Here is a 15,712-nt window from a genome sequence, read left to right as displayed (position 1 = left end):
CCAGGTCTGAATAGTTCTATCAGATCTTCCCCAACGTTTGGCTGCTGCTGCTTTGCCATAAATGACATTGTCCGACTCCGAGGCCTTCGCCGGGGCTTTTTTTGTGGCTATTTTTTTCGATTTGGATGGGGAACGTTTTGAAGTGGCTTTTTTGGGCGATCGTTTCGGTGATTTTTTGCCCATAAATTTAATAGGAAGAAGAAGAAGTGCTCAAAAAATGCGTTTTGAAACAAAAAAATTGCGATTATGGAACCGCGCGCGGCCCCCGGGCCCCCCAGGGAGGACCCGAGAATTTTCAGCCGCCTGGCTCGTAGGCCGACGGCTTGACCGTCAACTTCTCTGATCCCTTGGTGTATTTCAAACCAAGTTGTTTCAGATGCGCAGTCGTCAGCCGTTTCTTTTCATACGCCTCTTTGATCTTGGCGATGCTGAGCTTCGGCTTCAGCTCGACGACTTCAGATAACAAGCGTGCTTCTTTGTTCGATCCGAAGATACAAATGGATTTCAACCAGGCGAGGATCAATTCGATCAACGTTGAATTCAAAAGTTTGTCGAGCAGCTTCATGCTGTCGGCTTCCTTGAGGCCGGCACGATACTCAACCTTGGCCGGCTGATCTTTGAAACTGACCGAACCATGGGGCAGCGTTCTGGTTTTCTTCTTACCGTCAAGCAGCTCTGATCGATGGGTTCGACAATAATCACAGACCAGAGCCGTCAGCTGCTCGATGCGGTCTTTGATGTAAACGATACGACCAGGTGGGAAGGGCAGCACTTTCTTTTTCTCGTACTGGCTTTTGAGGGATTCGATCTGCTCAGTACAACGGGCGTCGATCGAGCTGTCCAACGCTCCCAGAAAAGAAAGTTCATAGATGGCTTTATCGAGGTCCTCTACGGATTCGATCACGGGATCCACGCCCAGGCATTCAGCTGGTCGATCCGTTGCGCTCAGAGTCTTTGACATCGTCCTTGAAACCTTTCAGCATTTGAAAAGAAACATAAATCAAAACGATCAGAGCGAAACAAACGATGATCCATGTCCCTATATCGGACTCTGTCTGTTCGCTTTGATCTTCGTCCGGAATGATCACAGGCTCTAATTCCGGCTCTATAATCTCAGCCGCCCTGGGATCGGGGGCTGCTGGTTTTGGTAAGGGATCCACTTTCTCAATCATGTCCAGGGCATCATCGGCCAGGACTTCAGCGACGGCCGGCATGGGCGTCTTTTCCAATACCTCATCGACACGGACCGCGGCATCATGGATCGCAGGCCGGATCTTTTCGACGGGGCGCTCAGCTGGAGCAGGGGGCTCAACAAACGGCTGATACGTCCGCTGATCTGCCTGGCAGCCAGGCAAAGTGAATAAGAGCAGAACAAACGCGATGATCAGCACTATGAGCAAACAGATCGAATCGCGTAGCTTTGATTCTTCCGGATCCGGATAGATCGACATCATTCGTGGTCGCTCCCGTATGGCCCCTTTTGCCAGTGGGGGGCGTACTCATTGAAAAGAGGAGTGGAAAACAGCCAGCCATCAAAGGGAGCAGGCTCTCCCTGGTCGAGTTTGTTCGGGACCATCTGATCGGGAACCGTGATCACCTTTGGTTCCGGTTTGCGTTCGTAACGCTCGAAGAGATTACAGCCGCTTATTGTTGTCACGAACGCGAGCATGAGTACGCCAGCGATGAAACTGGGACTGAACCGCTTGTTCGTTTCCTTCACTCGCATCCTGTTGAATCCTTTCAACTTCTTCGAGTCGTTCATTTTGATCGCTGTGCTTTTTCTTAGTCCAGAAACAGAGCAGCTCCAAAACGATCGCAATGATCCGTAAGAGCCCGCCCATTAGACGTTGGTAGATTTGTCAATCTTGTGACCGATGGTAGTAATCCCCAGCGCGCCGGCGATTAACATCATCGCTTCATTGGTGGGCATGTCGCCAAGTAGAATTCCGCAGACCGCATAGATCACGGTGACGATGGCGACAACGTAAGTCTTCTTGCCATTAAGGGGGAGCTTATCCAGCATCGTTACGGCTTCCTTGCCAGGGAAAGAAATGTTATAAAGCGGAGTCACATCCATGCTCGTCCGCTCTTGAAAGTTACCGGCGATTCCCGTTCCATCAGTAGGCACCGGCTTTTTCCTTGCACATACAATTTCGCGTTGTATCGTTTCAAAAAGTCAAGGGCAGATTATGAAGAGAAAAACAAAGCCGGTTCAGATCGAACTCGATATCGAAGAATGGTGGCCGCTAAGTCGTTATGCGGCAAAAGAAAAAACCTCAATTCGTCGGCTCGCAAAACAGCAGCTGATGCCGTTGATCAATGAGCTGAAAAAGAAGTTCCCGCGCGAGCCAAACAAACCATCTTCCACGATCGACGATGTCCACTAATTGTTCACTGCCTCTGGACTTGCGACCGTCTGAGCCACTGTGAGGCTCCGTGTCGCGTTCTCCCACAGACACGGCCGTTCGGACTTAAACGGAAAAATATCGCGTCCTGTGGCCATCCATTAATGAAAAATGACTAATTAGCTCGCATCAAACAAGTTCACTAGGTACCATTATTACAGATATGATCAGTCGGCCTGATCACTTTTGGCAGTTAGGAACATGAATATTCTGGTGAAATCTCCTTGATTTCTCACATCTGTGCCTATTCATTTAACCCTTGCGCAAAAGTCAATGCAATATTTCTTATCAGGTAAAACAATGTTAGGAAACATGATGAAAAACAAATTTTTTTTACTCGCCTACTGCGTCTTTTTGGCTTTTTGGACATCGTCAGTTTTTGCAGATCAGCCAATTACGGTAGCAACATGGAACGTTGGTTTTATGGATCGAAATGTGACTGATTTGAAAATAGATGATTTTTTGAATGAAGTTGATTTTGATATTTTGCTGGTAAATGAGATTAAAACACAGGATGATCTTAATAGTTTGAAAGCAGCAATGGACCGTGAGGATTTTCATACGGCTATTTCATCGTTTACAAATGGTAACGGAAATTTAGAAGTAGGTATTATCTCCCGTTTTCCACTGACAGAAATTGTCGAGTATGATCGTTCCATAGATAACTCTGGAAATATTACAGAAAAAAAACTGGAGCGGGTCAATTTACCTGGTATTGCAAATGTGGGTGTGGGGCGTGGTTTTCTAGTTGCCAAAGTTCAATCGCTTAATTTATACGTGATTGTTTCCCATTTAAAGTCATCAAAAGGTCGTAGTGGTCAGCACGATCGTAGTAATGCACAGAAGCGTGAATTAGTAGCTGCTGCGATCGCAACTCATACATTAGAATTGCGGGAAGATCATCCAGAGTGTTCGGTTCTCTTTGGAGGAGATGTGAATGTCGGAGTTGCAGATAAGAAAAAAAATGGAGTTAATCTTATTGTCGATAATAATGACGGAACAAACACCGGAGTTGATGGATATGACGAAACGCACGCAATATTGGGTGGAGGATTGATTGACAGTCTTAAGATGAGATCGTTAGCTGAAAAAGTGAAAGGCACTTTTGTTGGTAATGATAATATCCCTGATTATCCTGGCACAGGTGCAATCGATGTGCTTTATATTACTGGACCATTGGAATCCAAATTTAAGCCTGCAGTCTCCGCCACAGATCGCCACGGATCGGATCATTTGTGTGTTTATTCTTCTACTGGTTCTGTAACACCAGATGGTCCAAATCTTCCTACCGAAAATAGTGTTGAAATCACTAATGCCCTTCCTAATCCAGATGGTGACGATAATGGCAATGAAAGTATTACAATTACTTATTCTGAAAATGGAACCGTTGATATCTCAGGGTGGACGATGCAAGATCGAGCTGGAAACATTTTTAAGTTTAAGAATGGAACAAAACTAAACTCAGGAGAGAATGAGATTGTACTGTCCCCGCATACCATGCCATTGAACAACTCTGGTGACACTATCATTTTGATGGATAAAAGCTCTGTGCAACGAGGGCCTGTTTTTAGTTATTCAAGGCAAGAGGTAAAATCAGGTCAACGGGTACGCTAAAATTTGTATTGCGTTATAGACTGGCGAAAATATAGATGGGCGAATCTTTGGTCCATCTGATTAAAGAATGTCCGGGTAACGGATATTACCCGGTCATTGTTGCTTTCTGAGCATTTTTCTAAAAACCCGTTAACGTTATTATTTTACACCTCAGACATGTACAAACGAGACGTTTCATGTTCTATTAAAGGCTAATATCTATTTCTGTTTTCTGACGAGATCGCTAGAGGTTTTGGTATGAGTGACAGCCTTCAACCAATTGTTCCTTTGAATCTATTTTATTCTTATTCCCATGAGGATGAAGAACTGAGGAATAAACTTGAGAAGCAGCTCAAGTTATTGAATCGAGAAGGCTATATTTCAGAATGGCATGACCGAAAGATATTATCAGGATCAGAAATCGACAATGAAATCAGTGACAAACTGGAACAAGCAGATATCATTCTGCTTTTAATCAGCGCCGACTTTATTGCCTCGGACTATTGTTACGAAATCGAGATGACAAGGGCGATGGAACGCCATCAATCCAATGACGCCATTGTTGTTCCTGTCATTTTAAGAACATGTGAATGGCATTCTGCCCCCTTTGGAAAACTGAGCGCATTACCCCGAGATGGAAAAGCCATAACCGGACCAGACTGGCATAGTGAAGATGAAGCATTTACTGATGTCGCGAAAGGCATCAGAAAGCTGGTTGAAAAAAAAAAGTAAACAAAATCTTTGATGTGCCATTCAAAGTGAACCCTGCCTTTACCGGTCGTAAAAATGAACTAAACGAAATTCGAACTCGCCTCACCTCCGGTGGTAGAACGGCTTTGACTCAGGCAATCCGAGGTCTGGGAGGCATTGGCAAAACACAAATTGCCGCCGAATATGCTTATCGATATCAGGCAGAATATGAATACGTTTTCTGGGTACAGTTGACCGATGACCAAGATTCTAAGCCGGTTGATCCCTCGCTATTGCTGTTAAACAGCTATGCAGGTTATTGTGAAAAATTAAAAATCCCGTTCGATGACACCAAAGCAGAGACGACAGTACCTGCCTTCAAACAGTGGATGGAACAACATCAAAACTGGTTACTGATCTTTGATAACGCAGATCAACCAGACTGTTTAGCCCCTTTCTTACCAATGCAAAGCCAGGTGACAGGCCCCCCATTTCTGTACCAGTTGCTATGAGAGTATTGGGGTCTCAGCAGTGTTTCTCTGGAAGGCGGACGTAGTCCGTCTGGAAGAGGAACACTGCTCTGAAAAATCTCTGGGCGTGCGGTACCCCAAGGAACTGTGTGGCCGCACTGTGTTGTATTGTTCTTTCCAGGCTGCTGTCTGCTTCCGGGCGGATTTCAGGTTTTCGAAGATCTCACAGTTCATGAACTCATCCCGCACTCGACTGTGGAAACTCTCTGCATAACCATTCTCCCAGGGGCTGGCTGGTTCGATATACAGCGTCTCCACACCGATCCGTTTCAGCCAGACACGTATCGCCTGGGAAACGAATTCACTGCCGTTGTCACTTCGAATATATTCTGGCACACCGTGCGTTTTAAACAGCTCAGCCAGAACATCGATCACATGCTCACTGGTGATGTGACGATCCACCTGCAAGGCCAGACACTCCCTCGTATACTCGTCTAAAATCGTGAGCCACTTGAGTGTGGTCCCCGTTTCTGTGCGATCAAAAATAAAATCCCAGCACCACACGTGGTTTTTCCTCTCAGGCCGACGGCGATGACAGGCATTCGCTCCCGTACCCAACGAGCGTTTTTTTCTTTGTTTTCTGGGGACTTTGAGCCCTTCTCGACGCCACAAGCGGTAGATCCGTTTCAGGTTCACCTTCCAGCCAGTCGCCTGCATCATCCTGCCGATACGGCGATACCCGAAACGGGGGTGTCGCCGTACCAGCTTCAGGATCTGTTTCAGCAAAGCGGCTTCACCATCAGGTGGAGTCGCCTGATAGCGTTGACTGGAACGGGGCTGATCCACCAACTGACAGGCTTTGCGTTCTGAAACCTCATATGTTTCCTGCAGATGCTGGACTGCCTGGCGTTTGCGAGAAGGGCTTAGAAGTTTCCCTCCGCAATATCCTTGAGCATCGCTTTATCGAGTTCGGCTTCAGCGAGCAGCTTCTTGAGTCGGCTGTTTTCCTGCTCCAGTTCTTTGAGCCGTTTGGCCTCTTCGGCCTTCATCCCGCCGTACTGAGTTCGCCAGCGATGAAAGGTCTGCTCACTGATTCCCATCTGCTGGCAGATTTCGCCAATTGTCTTTCCCGCATTCTGCATCGCCTCGGCGTCTCGCAATTTGCGGATAATCTGTTCCGGGGTATGTCGTTTACTGCGTCGTTTCGTCATGATTGTCTCCTATAAAAAGTCTATTGGAAACTCTCACAACAAATGGATCAAGTTAAGGGGAGCATGCCACAGGGGCATGTTCTGCTGACCTCCCGCGCTAGTTTGTTCGACATGCTAGAAATTCTGAAACCAATCGAAGTCGACAGACTACCTCCGGATCAGGCGACCAATTTCCTAATCAAACGAGTGGCGCGTGAGTTGAATGAATCGGAACAGGCCTTCGCGCTAGAACTGGCCAAAGAACTCGACGGATTGCCTTTGGCTTTAGAGCAGGCGGGTGCCTACCTTCATAAAAAGCAAGCCTCCACTTTCGAAAACTACCTGCATCGCTATCACGAGTCAAAATTGACGCATTTAGAAAAACAGAAACCGGTTTTCGGAAAGTATTCAAAATCCGTTGAAAGGACCTGGTTAATCAATTTTCAGGAAATAGAAGAAGAGGAGAAATCACAGGCTTCCGCTGATGTACTCCGTTTTTGTGCTTTTCTTGCCCCTGATTCCATCCCCATCGAATTGATCGCACAGGGGGCAGAATATCTGAGCGAATCGATTCAGCGTTTTTTGAAACAAACCGAAAATGATGTATCAGATCTACTCCAACCATTATTGAATTATTCTCTGATTCAGATGGTACCTGGAAAGAACGAATTCAGTATTCATCGTCTTGTCCAGGAAGTGATGAAATCAAGGATCAACTCACAAGATGAGGAATCGATCTGGCAGGAACGCGTTGTGAACTGTACCAATGAAATCTATCCTTGGCCTGAACATGGTAATTGGCAGGATTGCCGACGTCTTGCATCACAAAGTATGGTCGCCATCGATTACATTCAGCAGTCAAAGATTGAATCAGAAAACAGTGGATCATTGTTAGGTAAACAAGCCAATTTATTCTATCAGGTTGGTGAATACACAGAGGCCGAACCACTCTATCTTCAGGCAATGGAAACTCGTCGTACTGTCCTGGGGGAAAACCATCCGGACTTCGCGACCAGCCTCAACAACCTGGCTAGTCTCTATGAAAGCCAGGGGCGTTACGAAGAGGCCGAACCACTCTACCTGCAGGCAATGGAAATTCGTCGTACTGTCCTGGGGGAAAACCATCCGGACTTCGCGAACAGCTTCAACAACCTGGCTAATCTGTATCGAAGCCAGGGGCGTTACGAAGAGGCCGAACCACTCTACCTGCAGGCAATGGAAATTAGTCGTACTGTCCTGGGGGAAAACCATCCGAACTTCGCGACCAGCCTCAACAACCTGGCTAATCTGTATCGAAGACAGGGGCGTTACGAAGAGGCCGAACCACTCTACCTGCAGGCAATGGAAATTCATTGTACTGTCCTGGGGGAAAACCATCCGGACTGCGCGACCAGCCTCAACAACCTGGCTCTTTTGTATCGAAGCCAGGGGCGTTACGAAGAGGCCGAACCACTCTATCTGCAGGCAATGGAAATGCGTCGTACTGTCCTGGAGGAAAACCATCCGGACTTCGCGAACAGCCTCAACAACCTGGCTTTTTTGTATCAAAGCCAGGGGCGTTACGAAGAGGCCGAACCACTCTATCTGCAGGCAATGGAAATTCGTCGTACTGTCCTGGGGGAAAACCATCCGGACTTCGCGACCAGCCTCAACAACCTGGCTGGTCTCTATGAAAGCCAGGGGTGTTACGAAGAGGCCGAACCACTCTATCTGCAGGCAATGGAAATTAGTCGTACTGTCCTGGGGGAAAACCATCCGAACTTCGCGACCAGCCTCAACAACCTGGCTAATCTGTATCGAAGCCAGGGGCGTTACGAAGAGGCCGAACCACTCTATCTGCAGGATATGGAAATTAGTCGTACTGTCCTGGGGGAAAACCATCCGGACTTCGCGACCAGCCTCAACAACCTGGCTGGTCTCTATGAAAGCCAGGGGCGTTACGAAGAGGCCAAACCACTCTATCTGCAGGCAATGGAAATTAGTCGTACTGTCCTGGGGGAAAACCATCCGGACTTCGCGACCAGCCTCAACAACCTGGCTGGTCTCTATGAAAGCCAGGGGCGTTACGAAGAGGCCGAACCACTCTACCTGCAGGCAATGGAAATTCGTCGTACTGTCCTGGGGGAAAACCATCCGGACTTCGCGACCAGCCTCAACAACCTGGCTAGTCTGTATCGAAGCCAGGGGCGTTACGAAGAGGCCGAACCACTCTATCTGCAGGCAACCGATGTCTTTACCTCGACACTTGGACCGGAACATCCCAACACGAAGATTGTCAGGGATAATTACCAGCGCTGTAAAGAAGCTAATGCTGGGGACAACGAAGATTCAAAACAATGACCGGGTAACAGACATTACCCGGTCATTGATTTTTTTCATTTGCTCGTCTCAATCAAGCGAGAATTGTTTGCGTCTTAATGTCTGCTGGAATTACTCAATGAGTTTTAAGATCACTTTGCGCCTTATTGTGTTTTCTATTATCAATATCAGTAAGTAATTGATGTAAACATAAAAAAGACCAAAGTTTCAAATTGAAGATCAATTATCCATTGGCATTATGAACAGTGCTCTGGCATTATGTGACGTAGGGATGGTCTCCTTTACACGCGAAGCCAATTTAACTCCACAGGAATCAGTGACATGGGCATTCATGAACGATTGAGTCGAAAAATCGATGACTTTCTTGACAATCAGGCAAAGGAAAAAACGCAAGTTGATCCCGATATTAAAAGAAAGCAAGATGAGATGAAAACCGCAAAGAACTGGGCATCAGATTACGAGCACATCACCTCCACATTTGACGAAGAGGTCAATGGAATAATTTCCGCACTCCGCTTAATCAAGAAGGACAGTAAAGTCAAATACGGCCGCGGCTACAACCCAATTCACGAAGGGTACACTGCGACTACTTACGACGACTGCATGCATGCTCGATTCGACTACGTTGCAACCAGAGGAAAATACGGGGGTGGCGGAGGTAAAGCCCATCTTGAAATCAGTTTTGAAATAGGCCAGAAGCGAACACTTACGAGAAAGAATATCGTTGTACTCGGTTTGTCGTGGCGACTGTCGTACAAGCCCGAGCTCCTATGGGGCTTGTTTCATGATCCGTCAACAAAGGAATTCTCGATTGAAAATCACGTTCCGCCAGCAGCAATCAATTGGCTTGAAGAGAGAGCCGAGAAAGCAGCTTCAGAACTCTCCAGCAATGGCTACATCTGGTAGCGGGCGCATAACCATGCCTGCAGGTATATGACCTGGAGTTAGGATCGCTTCGACTGCAGCCTGACGCTCAGTTATCAAGTTTGTGTCTGTAGACGACACAAATACTTGCAGCCGTTTCTTTATGAATTCCATGGTACAAAGCCTTGCGATTGTGCCTTGGTGCAAACATTGCTTAGAAAGCATTTCGATCCCATAAGGAACTACTCTGCTACTAAATATTCCCGTCATTTTCTGAAACGAGAGATCTTGAAGTAGAACAAAATGTCCGGGTAATATGAGTTACCCGGTCATTCTTTCTCCGGTATACCATACTTTTCATATGCGGCTTCGCGTGCTTTTGTGAACGATCCCCATCTTGCAAGATATGGTCTTACCGAATACTTTCCATGTGAATTCATTCTGCGGTCTGATGGTGGTTTCCCAAATTGCTCATGTAACAAAATAATTTCCATGAGAAGTTCATCATCTGATATTATCGGTTCGCGATTGCTACCACCTGGGGGGTACGGCACTAACCCAGCAGCTTCGATAGCCTCATTCCAAGTTCCAAAGTGGTTCATGACTGTAGTTAAAGCAGATATTTCTCGATGCTCTTCGAAGTCATTCATTGAGACCTGTTTTACACCAAGTTTTTTTGCAATCCGTTTGAGCTCTTCAATGATCTCAAACTGTGCCTGAGATAGTTCATCACTCACAAAATCCACCTTAGTAAGTTAGATCCAGTTCGAATAAGTTCAGTAATTATAGATTGAAGAAGTCTAACTAAGATGTCAATAACCTTCCCATTTAAATGACCAGGTAAACACCGTTACCCAGTCATTCATTTTTTAGCTGTCTATGCATAAGATGCAGGTTCGATCAGATCTAATACCGCCAACAACTTTTCGCGGGTTATGTAAAGGCTGCAAATTTTACGCTCTACATCTTCCTCAGACATCGTCATGACATCAAGCTCGATGACTTCACCAAGATTAAGCCGCTGCGTTCCTTTAGACGAGAATTGAAGGGATCGCCTCGAAACAACACAAGGCACCTCAAAGTCTTTCTTATCAGTCATCTTTCTCCCCCCGATCCTTGGGCCGTCCGACAGATTGAGAATCAGCCAGTTCGGTGTTCGTGTTCATAGCTTTAGTTTTCTAATGGTTCAATTTTCGAACAGAGGTCCTGGTAATACTTGTTACCCGATCAATTAGCCACAGTCTGTAGTTGCCTTTGCCCCCAGTTTGACTCAAGGAAGAAACGCAGCGGCTGAATAGAATCGACATGTACGAATATCCTGGAAACTGCGGAGTGCCTTAAATACTACGGAAACCAGGTGGCGACACTACACAGATTATTTCCCATTTATCATATTGTAAATAATATTTCCAATAATAATCGCACCAACAATTGTAGAAAATATTCCGAACTGTTTTGCCGCAGCTGCTGCAGCCGTAAACACAATTATGCCTGCCACGAACCCCAAGAAGGGATGGATCATAAAACCGATGATCGCAAACGGAATTGCTATTAAACATCCAAACGCATTGTTGTATTCTTCGTCCGTCCACGTTGTATCCTCAATTGAACTTGCTTGTGACTTTACTTGAGTAGTAATCCTGGAATTAAATTTAGGGACATCAGATTGTGTTTCTTGTTCAGAGGCCGGGATCGAAGACGTTTTGGCATACTCGCAAACTTGTCTCTTTATAGATTCGAAGTCACTAATAGCCTGGTCAAACACATCATCCACAATCTGATAGGCAAGTTTGTTACGAAATAGTTTAATTGCCTTTTCTTGATCAAGAGCCTCTTGCCAATTAGTTGGTGGCGAGGTCAGCCTCAAGCCGCGAACGGCGAATTCTGTTGGAGTAGCAAAAAGCTTGTCGAGAGTAATTCGCACCAAATCCTTCGTCCCCTGACGTAGCAATGGTCCATCTCCAGAAGTCGAGTGAATCGTGGTAACGGCTTTTTTAGTTAGATACGCGCTGAGATCCAACCGAGCAGCACTTTCGTCGGTAACAGCAAACATATGACTTTCTTTAATTGCATCGACAAGTTTATCGATGCTCTCATGGCATGAATAAAGTGCGAAGTCGCGCTGAAGATCTGGGTCTTCGACAAGAGCTAGAGCAAGGTTGCTATCTTGTTCAGCAAGTGACGCATTATAGTGACAGTTGAAACATGAATTACCGTCCCAGCCAAAGGCCGTTGAGGCTCCACAGTTTGGGCAGTTGTCATTTGAGAATGTGGGCATGAAAGAAGTAACCTTTTTTTTGCTGCAATAACAAGATATATCATGAAACTAAACATGACCATAACACCACTACTGCTCAATTGCGCCTTCTTGAACTTTCAAAATAAAAATTAAGTCATTTTAGTCCATTTTCAGGCTCCTAAAGGTTTTGAAATTTAATGACCAAGTAATTGTCGTTACTTGGTCATTAACAGAATCGGGACCGCGCATAAAAAATGACCGGGTAACATCATTTACCTGGTCTTCAAGAAGTGATCTGGACATTAGCCTATAATCAAAGAGTAGACTTCTAAAGTCGTATTTATCTCGAAATCAACGCTCTTTGGGCGATTTCTATTTTCACGCGTTCGTATAACGTCCTTAAATCATTCAATGCGATTTCATTAGTTAATCGTACAAGAGGAGAATGGACATCATTTGGATCTTGAGATATCTGATTGTTGATGATGGCGATATCAGACTGAAGATTCGTAATTTTTGCAGCGAGCATATCTCTTAACCTCGTCAACTCTGCAATTTGTACATTCGAGAGATCTGTACTTGAAGCGATTGAATTTGGAATGTTTGATTTTTTCAGCGGTGACTGCTGTGTATTGGCTTGCGATCCGGCCTGAGTAGCCGTTATGGAAAGGTAACTCACAGACCAAGGCGAAGAACCTTCTCTACAATGAATGTAGAATGCTGCTGAACCGGGCTGTGGAACTAAAGTGAACCGCGATACTTTAGACGTACCCAACGCAGTAGATCTATTTTCGACACGTCCCGAACCAAGATCATTTCCACCTGTAGGGTTGGTTGAGAAATTCACGGAAAAACTATGATCAGATTCGATCGAAATGTTGACCGGAGCACCAGTTTTCGCTGGACGAATCTCAATTATGTCTGGAACGTCAGAATTCCACGTTGATGAGTAAATGACTGGATCAGAACTAAACCAAAAAAATATTTCAGTGACGGCGACTAAAGCTATAATTGCAAATACTCTGGTTAGAAGCACTTGAACATCCGGTCGACTCCAATTTTCGTTGAAAAAGACCTTCGAACGAAAAACTGTAAATCCGAATGCAATTAGCCAGCAAAAAAACAATATCCAGAAGAGAAGCAAGTAAACTTCTTCATCGGATCTAGAATCAATATACCAGCGTCCAAAGACACCTTCATTAAGACCAAATTTTAAAATAGAAAAGAATGCCAGAGAAGCGGCGAGAAGCAGTAGCACAAGTTTGGCTCGATCCCGACTTAGAGTGAAAAGCCAAATAAATGGACCTAGTAGAATGGACAAGAGTACGATTCGCCATTTAGGAAGTGACTTTTTTGATTGTGTTGTCCCAATGGATTTTTCCACAATAGTTTCCTTTCTTTAGCATACCCTTTAAACGCGAACCCGATGTCTACACTCATCAGATCATACGGACACTTCCCAAAGTGCACACTATCCATGCTTACAGACTCCTCTGCAATGATACCAATCAAGAGTAACATTTCAAACAATAGCTTGTCGGAGCTTATGGTTTTTCAATCAGTCAACTGCAGATCGAATTCAATGCAGCGTAGCAGGCTCAATCCAGCGCACAAAATAATGTCCGGGTAATAACGGTTTACCGGACACTTCTGACAGCTAGGACTAGTCTTTTGAGTTCGCAGGTAATAGTTCATTTGACACAGCCAGTTTTTTGAGGGATAGATAATGATTTCTTTTTTCCCCTCGATATTTTAAACTGTATCTTCTAAATTTTGTCACTCATGGGTAAGCCAAATGTCAAAGAACAGGAAACCTGTAGTTACTTTTGCAAGTAAAATCTTTTTCCGTCTGTCCAGTCTACTTTTCTTCTTGATAGTGATTTATGTGCTAATTTCGGGCCCTATCTTTGCAATTGCCGTGCATCATCCAGAATTAATTGTTGTGATCGAAGACGAAATATTTGCCTTCTACGCTCCATTGATCTGGGTTGCCCAAAACACTTTTGTGGGTCCATTGCTCAGGGCTTATCTCGATCTATGGGCTGGACTTCCTTTCTAAAATAAAAATTGATGGGTGGGTAATCACCATTACCCGGTCATTGCTGTTGATTGGTTTGAAAGCGGCTTTTTGAAATACGGCCGGCCATTGGCTTTGTCCAGCTCTATCAGCTCGATGGTCATTTCACAGTTATCAATCAGCCCTTTAAGGCCCGCCATGATTCCATCTAGATCATCAGATTCGTATAGATCGATGGTCGCTTTCACCATCCTCCTTCCGCGCACATCGAACCAAGCGAAGTCTTCTTTGATCTCAGTTAAAACACCGCGATCAAGGCAGCCATTTTCCAAGATATAGACTACTTCCTGTCCTTCTTTTGGATTCTCAATCATCGTTTCGACTTTCTTAAAATGGTTTAAAATAATGGGTGGGTAATTAACCTTACCCGGTCATTCCGTCGGTCCTGGCAAGAATAAAGCAGGGCGGTTATCAATGCCTTCGTACCGATCTTCAATCAATGGCTGAACGACTTCGCCCATTGTTTTGCCAGTCACCGGATCAACAATGTTCGCCATAAATTCACGTTCGAAAATTGCGTGACCGGATTCGACGTATTCTAATTTCGCTTTGATGATCAGGCAGAGCGCTCGGTAGATCTGACGCAGGTCCTGTTCCCAGGCTTTGTTCTTTGACTGCGTGTTTCGCTTTCGTCGGCCACTGGGAGTCTCTGAATATTTCCGATCTGACTTGTCCGGATGTTCGACAGCAAAACGGACTTTTCGATTATGAACGTAAAATTCAATTCCCCAGGCTGCTTGGGTTTGGTGTGTTGAAATCCCATCACAACCATAGCGATCGAGAACGCCCATAATCTCAGCTCTCGATCGCTCAACTGGTACCGTTGTCTGACTTGCGTAGTGAGCCACTTTCCCAATTTCCTTTCAGTAACGTTCTTAAAAATAATGACCGGGTAACAACCCTTACCAGGTCATTCAAACATCAGTAAATTCAATCCGCGTCACCGGCGTTGCCGGGATCACTTTGTATTTCTTGCAAAAGCAATTCACAAATTCTTTGCCGGACAAATGGGGATACCCTTCACGAGCCGCCTCCCGTCGACCGTATTCATGGTCGTGTTCCATTTTGCTCAATGCTTCTTTTCGGGTAGCAACAACGCGAATCACCTTGATCGTGACACCGAGTTGCCCTTGTGTCCTTACTGCCGCTTTGAGTAATGCACCTGGCTGTAGATCACGGAAACCAAAAGTCCGTCTCACATCTTTTGAAATCTTCACCGAAGGATCGGCCGAAACTGTGACACAGATCCCGATCACCGGCAATTTCCAGGCGTGCGTCATCGCATCCACACCAGCGTCATCACAGGACATCGCCCCCAGTTCAAGCGCTTTGTTCCGCTGTGATTTGTTCAAGCGATAATGTGGAATTGCTCCCGTCGTCTTGTATGCGGATCCCGGGAGATTAAGAGACTCTGCAAAAGAGTGCAGTTCATCCAGTGGGGTTTCCGGATCGACGAACAGATGACTGCAATCTTGATAGTGATCAACATATACCAGAGACTCCGTTTGCTCTGGGAATTCTGTTTCTAAACCATCGAATAAAGTTTGCTGTTGTAATTGCATAACACCTCTTCCTAGTTCCTCGAAGGCTGTTTCATTTTTTCTTTGCGAGCAGTCATCTCGATCGAATTCGAAAGCGTATTCAGCGCCGAGCAGATCGCTTTTGTTTGCATTGCAACCAACGGATGCGGAACTGTCTGTCCGATTTTCTGAGTGACTGTAGAGCCTCGTTTGATAAAAGCACAAAGATCGTTGGCAGATAAATAGACCTCTCCATCGGAACCAATCATGGTTTCGATGTTGCGTTCAACGCTGGATGTAAATTGTTTTTGCATCTTGACTCCCTCTCGTAATGGGTTTGATTCC

General features: G+C 45.5%; 19 protein-coding genes and 1 pseudogene. 6 read left to right on the top strand and 14 right to left on the bottom strand.

Annotated elements, in window-relative coordinates:
* Nucleotides 1-295 precede the first annotated feature (295 nt).
* The 4 genes from Enr17x_RS13795 to Enr17x_RS13780 all read right to left on the bottom strand — a co-directional run bounded on the left by Enr17x_RS13795 (nucleotide 296) and on the right by Enr17x_RS13780 (nucleotide 2,128).
* A complete protein-coding gene (locus tag Enr17x_RS13795) occupies nucleotides 296-961 on the bottom strand; it encodes a host-nuclease inhibitor Gam family protein (RefSeq protein WP_145309626.1) in 666 nt (221 codons plus the stop codon).
* Complete coding sequence (locus Enr17x_RS13790) at nucleotides 924-1,454, bottom strand: hypothetical protein (protein WP_145309624.1); 531 nt, start codon at nucleotides 1,452-1,454, stop codon at nucleotides 924-926. Before Enr17x_RS13790 ends, Enr17x_RS13795 begins: the two co-directional genes overlap by 38 nt.
* Nucleotides 1,451-1,726 carry a hypothetical protein gene (locus Enr17x_RS13785; protein ID WP_145309622.1) on the bottom strand — a complete coding sequence of 92 codons (276 nt, stop codon included), beginning with the start codon at nucleotides 1,724-1,726 and terminating at the stop codon, nucleotides 1,451-1,453. Before Enr17x_RS13785 ends, Enr17x_RS13790 begins: the two co-directional genes overlap by 4 nt.
* Before the next feature lie 114 nt (nucleotides 1,727-1,840).
* Nucleotides 1,841-2,128 carry a hypothetical protein gene (locus Enr17x_RS13780; protein WP_145309620.1) on the bottom strand — a complete coding sequence of 96 codons (288 nt, stop codon included), beginning with the start codon at nucleotides 2,126-2,128 and terminating at the stop codon, nucleotides 1,841-1,843.
* Nucleotides 2,129-2,189: 61 nt separating this feature from the next.
* On the opposite strand from Enr17x_RS13780, the gene Enr17x_RS13775 reads away from it, so the two are divergent.
* From Enr17x_RS13775 to Enr17x_RS13760, 4 genes are all read left to right on the top strand, one after another.
* Nucleotides 2,190-2,387: a hypothetical protein gene (locus Enr17x_RS13775; protein ID WP_145309618.1), complete on the top strand. Its 198-nt coding sequence runs from the start codon at nucleotides 2,190-2,192 to the stop codon at nucleotides 2,385-2,387.
* A 258-nt stretch (nucleotides 2,388-2,645) separates the two neighbouring features.
* A complete protein-coding gene (locus Enr17x_RS13770) occupies nucleotides 2,646-4,019 on the top strand; it encodes a lamin tail domain-containing protein (RefSeq protein ID WP_198001144.1) in 1,374 nt (457 codons plus the stop codon).
* 237 nt (nucleotides 4,020-4,256) lie between these two features.
* On the top strand, nucleotides 4,257-4,730 hold the full coding sequence (locus Enr17x_RS13765) for a toll/interleukin-1 receptor domain-containing protein (RefSeq protein ID WP_145309615.1): 474 nt from the start codon (nucleotides 4,257-4,259) through the stop codon (nucleotides 4,728-4,730).
* 14 nt (nucleotides 4,731-4,744) lie between these two features.
* Nucleotides 4,745-5,200: an NB-ARC domain-containing protein gene (locus tag Enr17x_RS13760; RefSeq protein WP_145309613.1), complete on the top strand. Its 456-nt coding sequence runs from the start codon at nucleotides 4,745-4,747 to the stop codon at nucleotides 5,198-5,200.
* Here the strand turns inward: Enr17x_RS13760 and Enr17x_RS13755 are convergent.
* Nucleotides 5,195-6,369 (bottom strand): IS3 family transposase gene (locus tag Enr17x_RS13755; RefSeq protein ID WP_232100921.1). Its coding sequence is split into 2 segments (ribosomal slippage): nucleotides 5,195-6,096 and nucleotides 6,096-6,369, totalling 1,176 coding nucleotides; the frame shifts between segments, so codons are not numbered across the junction. The two genes, Enr17x_RS13760 and Enr17x_RS13755, sit on opposite strands and share 6 nt — an antisense overlap.
* Nucleotides 6,370-6,411: 42 nt before the next feature.
* Between Enr17x_RS13755 and Enr17x_RS13750 the strand changes: the two genes are divergently transcribed.
* Entirely contained in the window at nucleotides 6,412-8,688 is a 2,277-nt protein-coding gene (locus Enr17x_RS13750) for a tetratricopeptide repeat protein (protein WP_198001143.1), read from the top strand.
* 300 nt (nucleotides 8,689-8,988) lie between these two features.
* Entirely contained in the window at nucleotides 8,989-9,573 is a 585-nt protein-coding gene (locus Enr17x_RS13745) for a hypothetical protein (protein ID WP_145309610.1), read from the top strand.
* 12 nt (nucleotides 9,574-9,585) lie between these two features.
* On the opposite strand, the pseudogene Enr17x_RS30390 reads toward Enr17x_RS13745, so the two are convergent.
* The 9 genes and pseudogenes from Enr17x_RS30390 to Enr17x_RS13700 form a co-directional block, all read right to left on the bottom strand.
* Nucleotides 9,586-9,696 (bottom strand): annotated as a pseudogene (locus tag Enr17x_RS30390) (DUF4062 domain-containing protein); the annotation flags it as partial.
* Between the two features lie 164 nt (nucleotides 9,697-9,860).
* Nucleotides 9,861-10,268, bottom strand: a complete 408-nt coding sequence (locus tag Enr17x_RS13735; protein ID WP_145309608.1) for a homing endonuclease associated repeat-containing protein — start codon at nucleotides 10,266-10,268, stop codon at nucleotides 9,861-9,863.
* Between the two features lie 140 nt (nucleotides 10,269-10,408).
* The gene (locus tag Enr17x_RS13730) at nucleotides 10,409-10,630 is read right to left on the bottom strand and encodes a hypothetical protein (RefSeq protein WP_145309606.1); all 222 of its coding nucleotides are present in this window, start codon (nucleotides 10,628-10,630) and stop codon (nucleotides 10,409-10,411) included.
* 276 nt (nucleotides 10,631-10,906) lie between these two features.
* Nucleotides 10,907-11,809 carry a hypothetical protein gene (locus Enr17x_RS13725; RefSeq protein WP_145309604.1) on the bottom strand — a complete coding sequence of 301 codons (903 nt, stop codon included), beginning with the start codon at nucleotides 11,807-11,809 and terminating at the stop codon, nucleotides 10,907-10,909.
* Between the two features lie 301 nt (nucleotides 11,810-12,110).
* Nucleotides 12,111-13,154, bottom strand: coding sequence for a hypothetical protein (locus Enr17x_RS13720; RefSeq protein WP_145309602.1), 1,044 nt, complete (start codon nucleotides 13,152-13,154; stop codon nucleotides 12,111-12,113).
* A 704-nt stretch (nucleotides 13,155-13,858) separates the two neighbouring features.
* A complete protein-coding gene (locus Enr17x_RS13715; protein ID WP_145309600.1) occupies nucleotides 13,859-14,161 on the bottom strand; it encodes a hypothetical protein in 303 nt (100 codons plus the stop codon).
* Between the two features lie 57 nt (nucleotides 14,162-14,218).
* Complete coding sequence (locus Enr17x_RS13710; protein WP_145309598.1) at nucleotides 14,219-14,695, bottom strand: hypothetical protein; 477 nt, start codon at nucleotides 14,693-14,695, stop codon at nucleotides 14,219-14,221.
* A 66-nt stretch (nucleotides 14,696-14,761) separates the two neighbouring features.
* Entirely contained in the window at nucleotides 14,762-15,409 is a 648-nt protein-coding gene (locus Enr17x_RS13705) for a DUF4031 domain-containing protein (RefSeq protein WP_145309596.1), read from the bottom strand.
* Between the two features lie 11 nt (nucleotides 15,410-15,420).
* Nucleotides 15,421-15,681, bottom strand: a complete 261-nt coding sequence (locus Enr17x_RS13700) for a hypothetical protein (protein WP_145309594.1) — start codon at nucleotides 15,679-15,681, stop codon at nucleotides 15,421-15,423.
* Nucleotides 15,682-15,712 lie beyond the last annotated feature (31 nt).

Source organism: Gimesia fumaroli, assembly GCF_007754425.1.
Classification (GTDB): Bacteria; Planctomycetota; Planctomycetia; order Planctomycetales; family Planctomycetaceae; genus Gimesia; species Gimesia fumaroli.
Note: the sequence above shows the minus strand (reverse complement) of the source record. Positions and strands in the feature narration are given on the sequence as shown.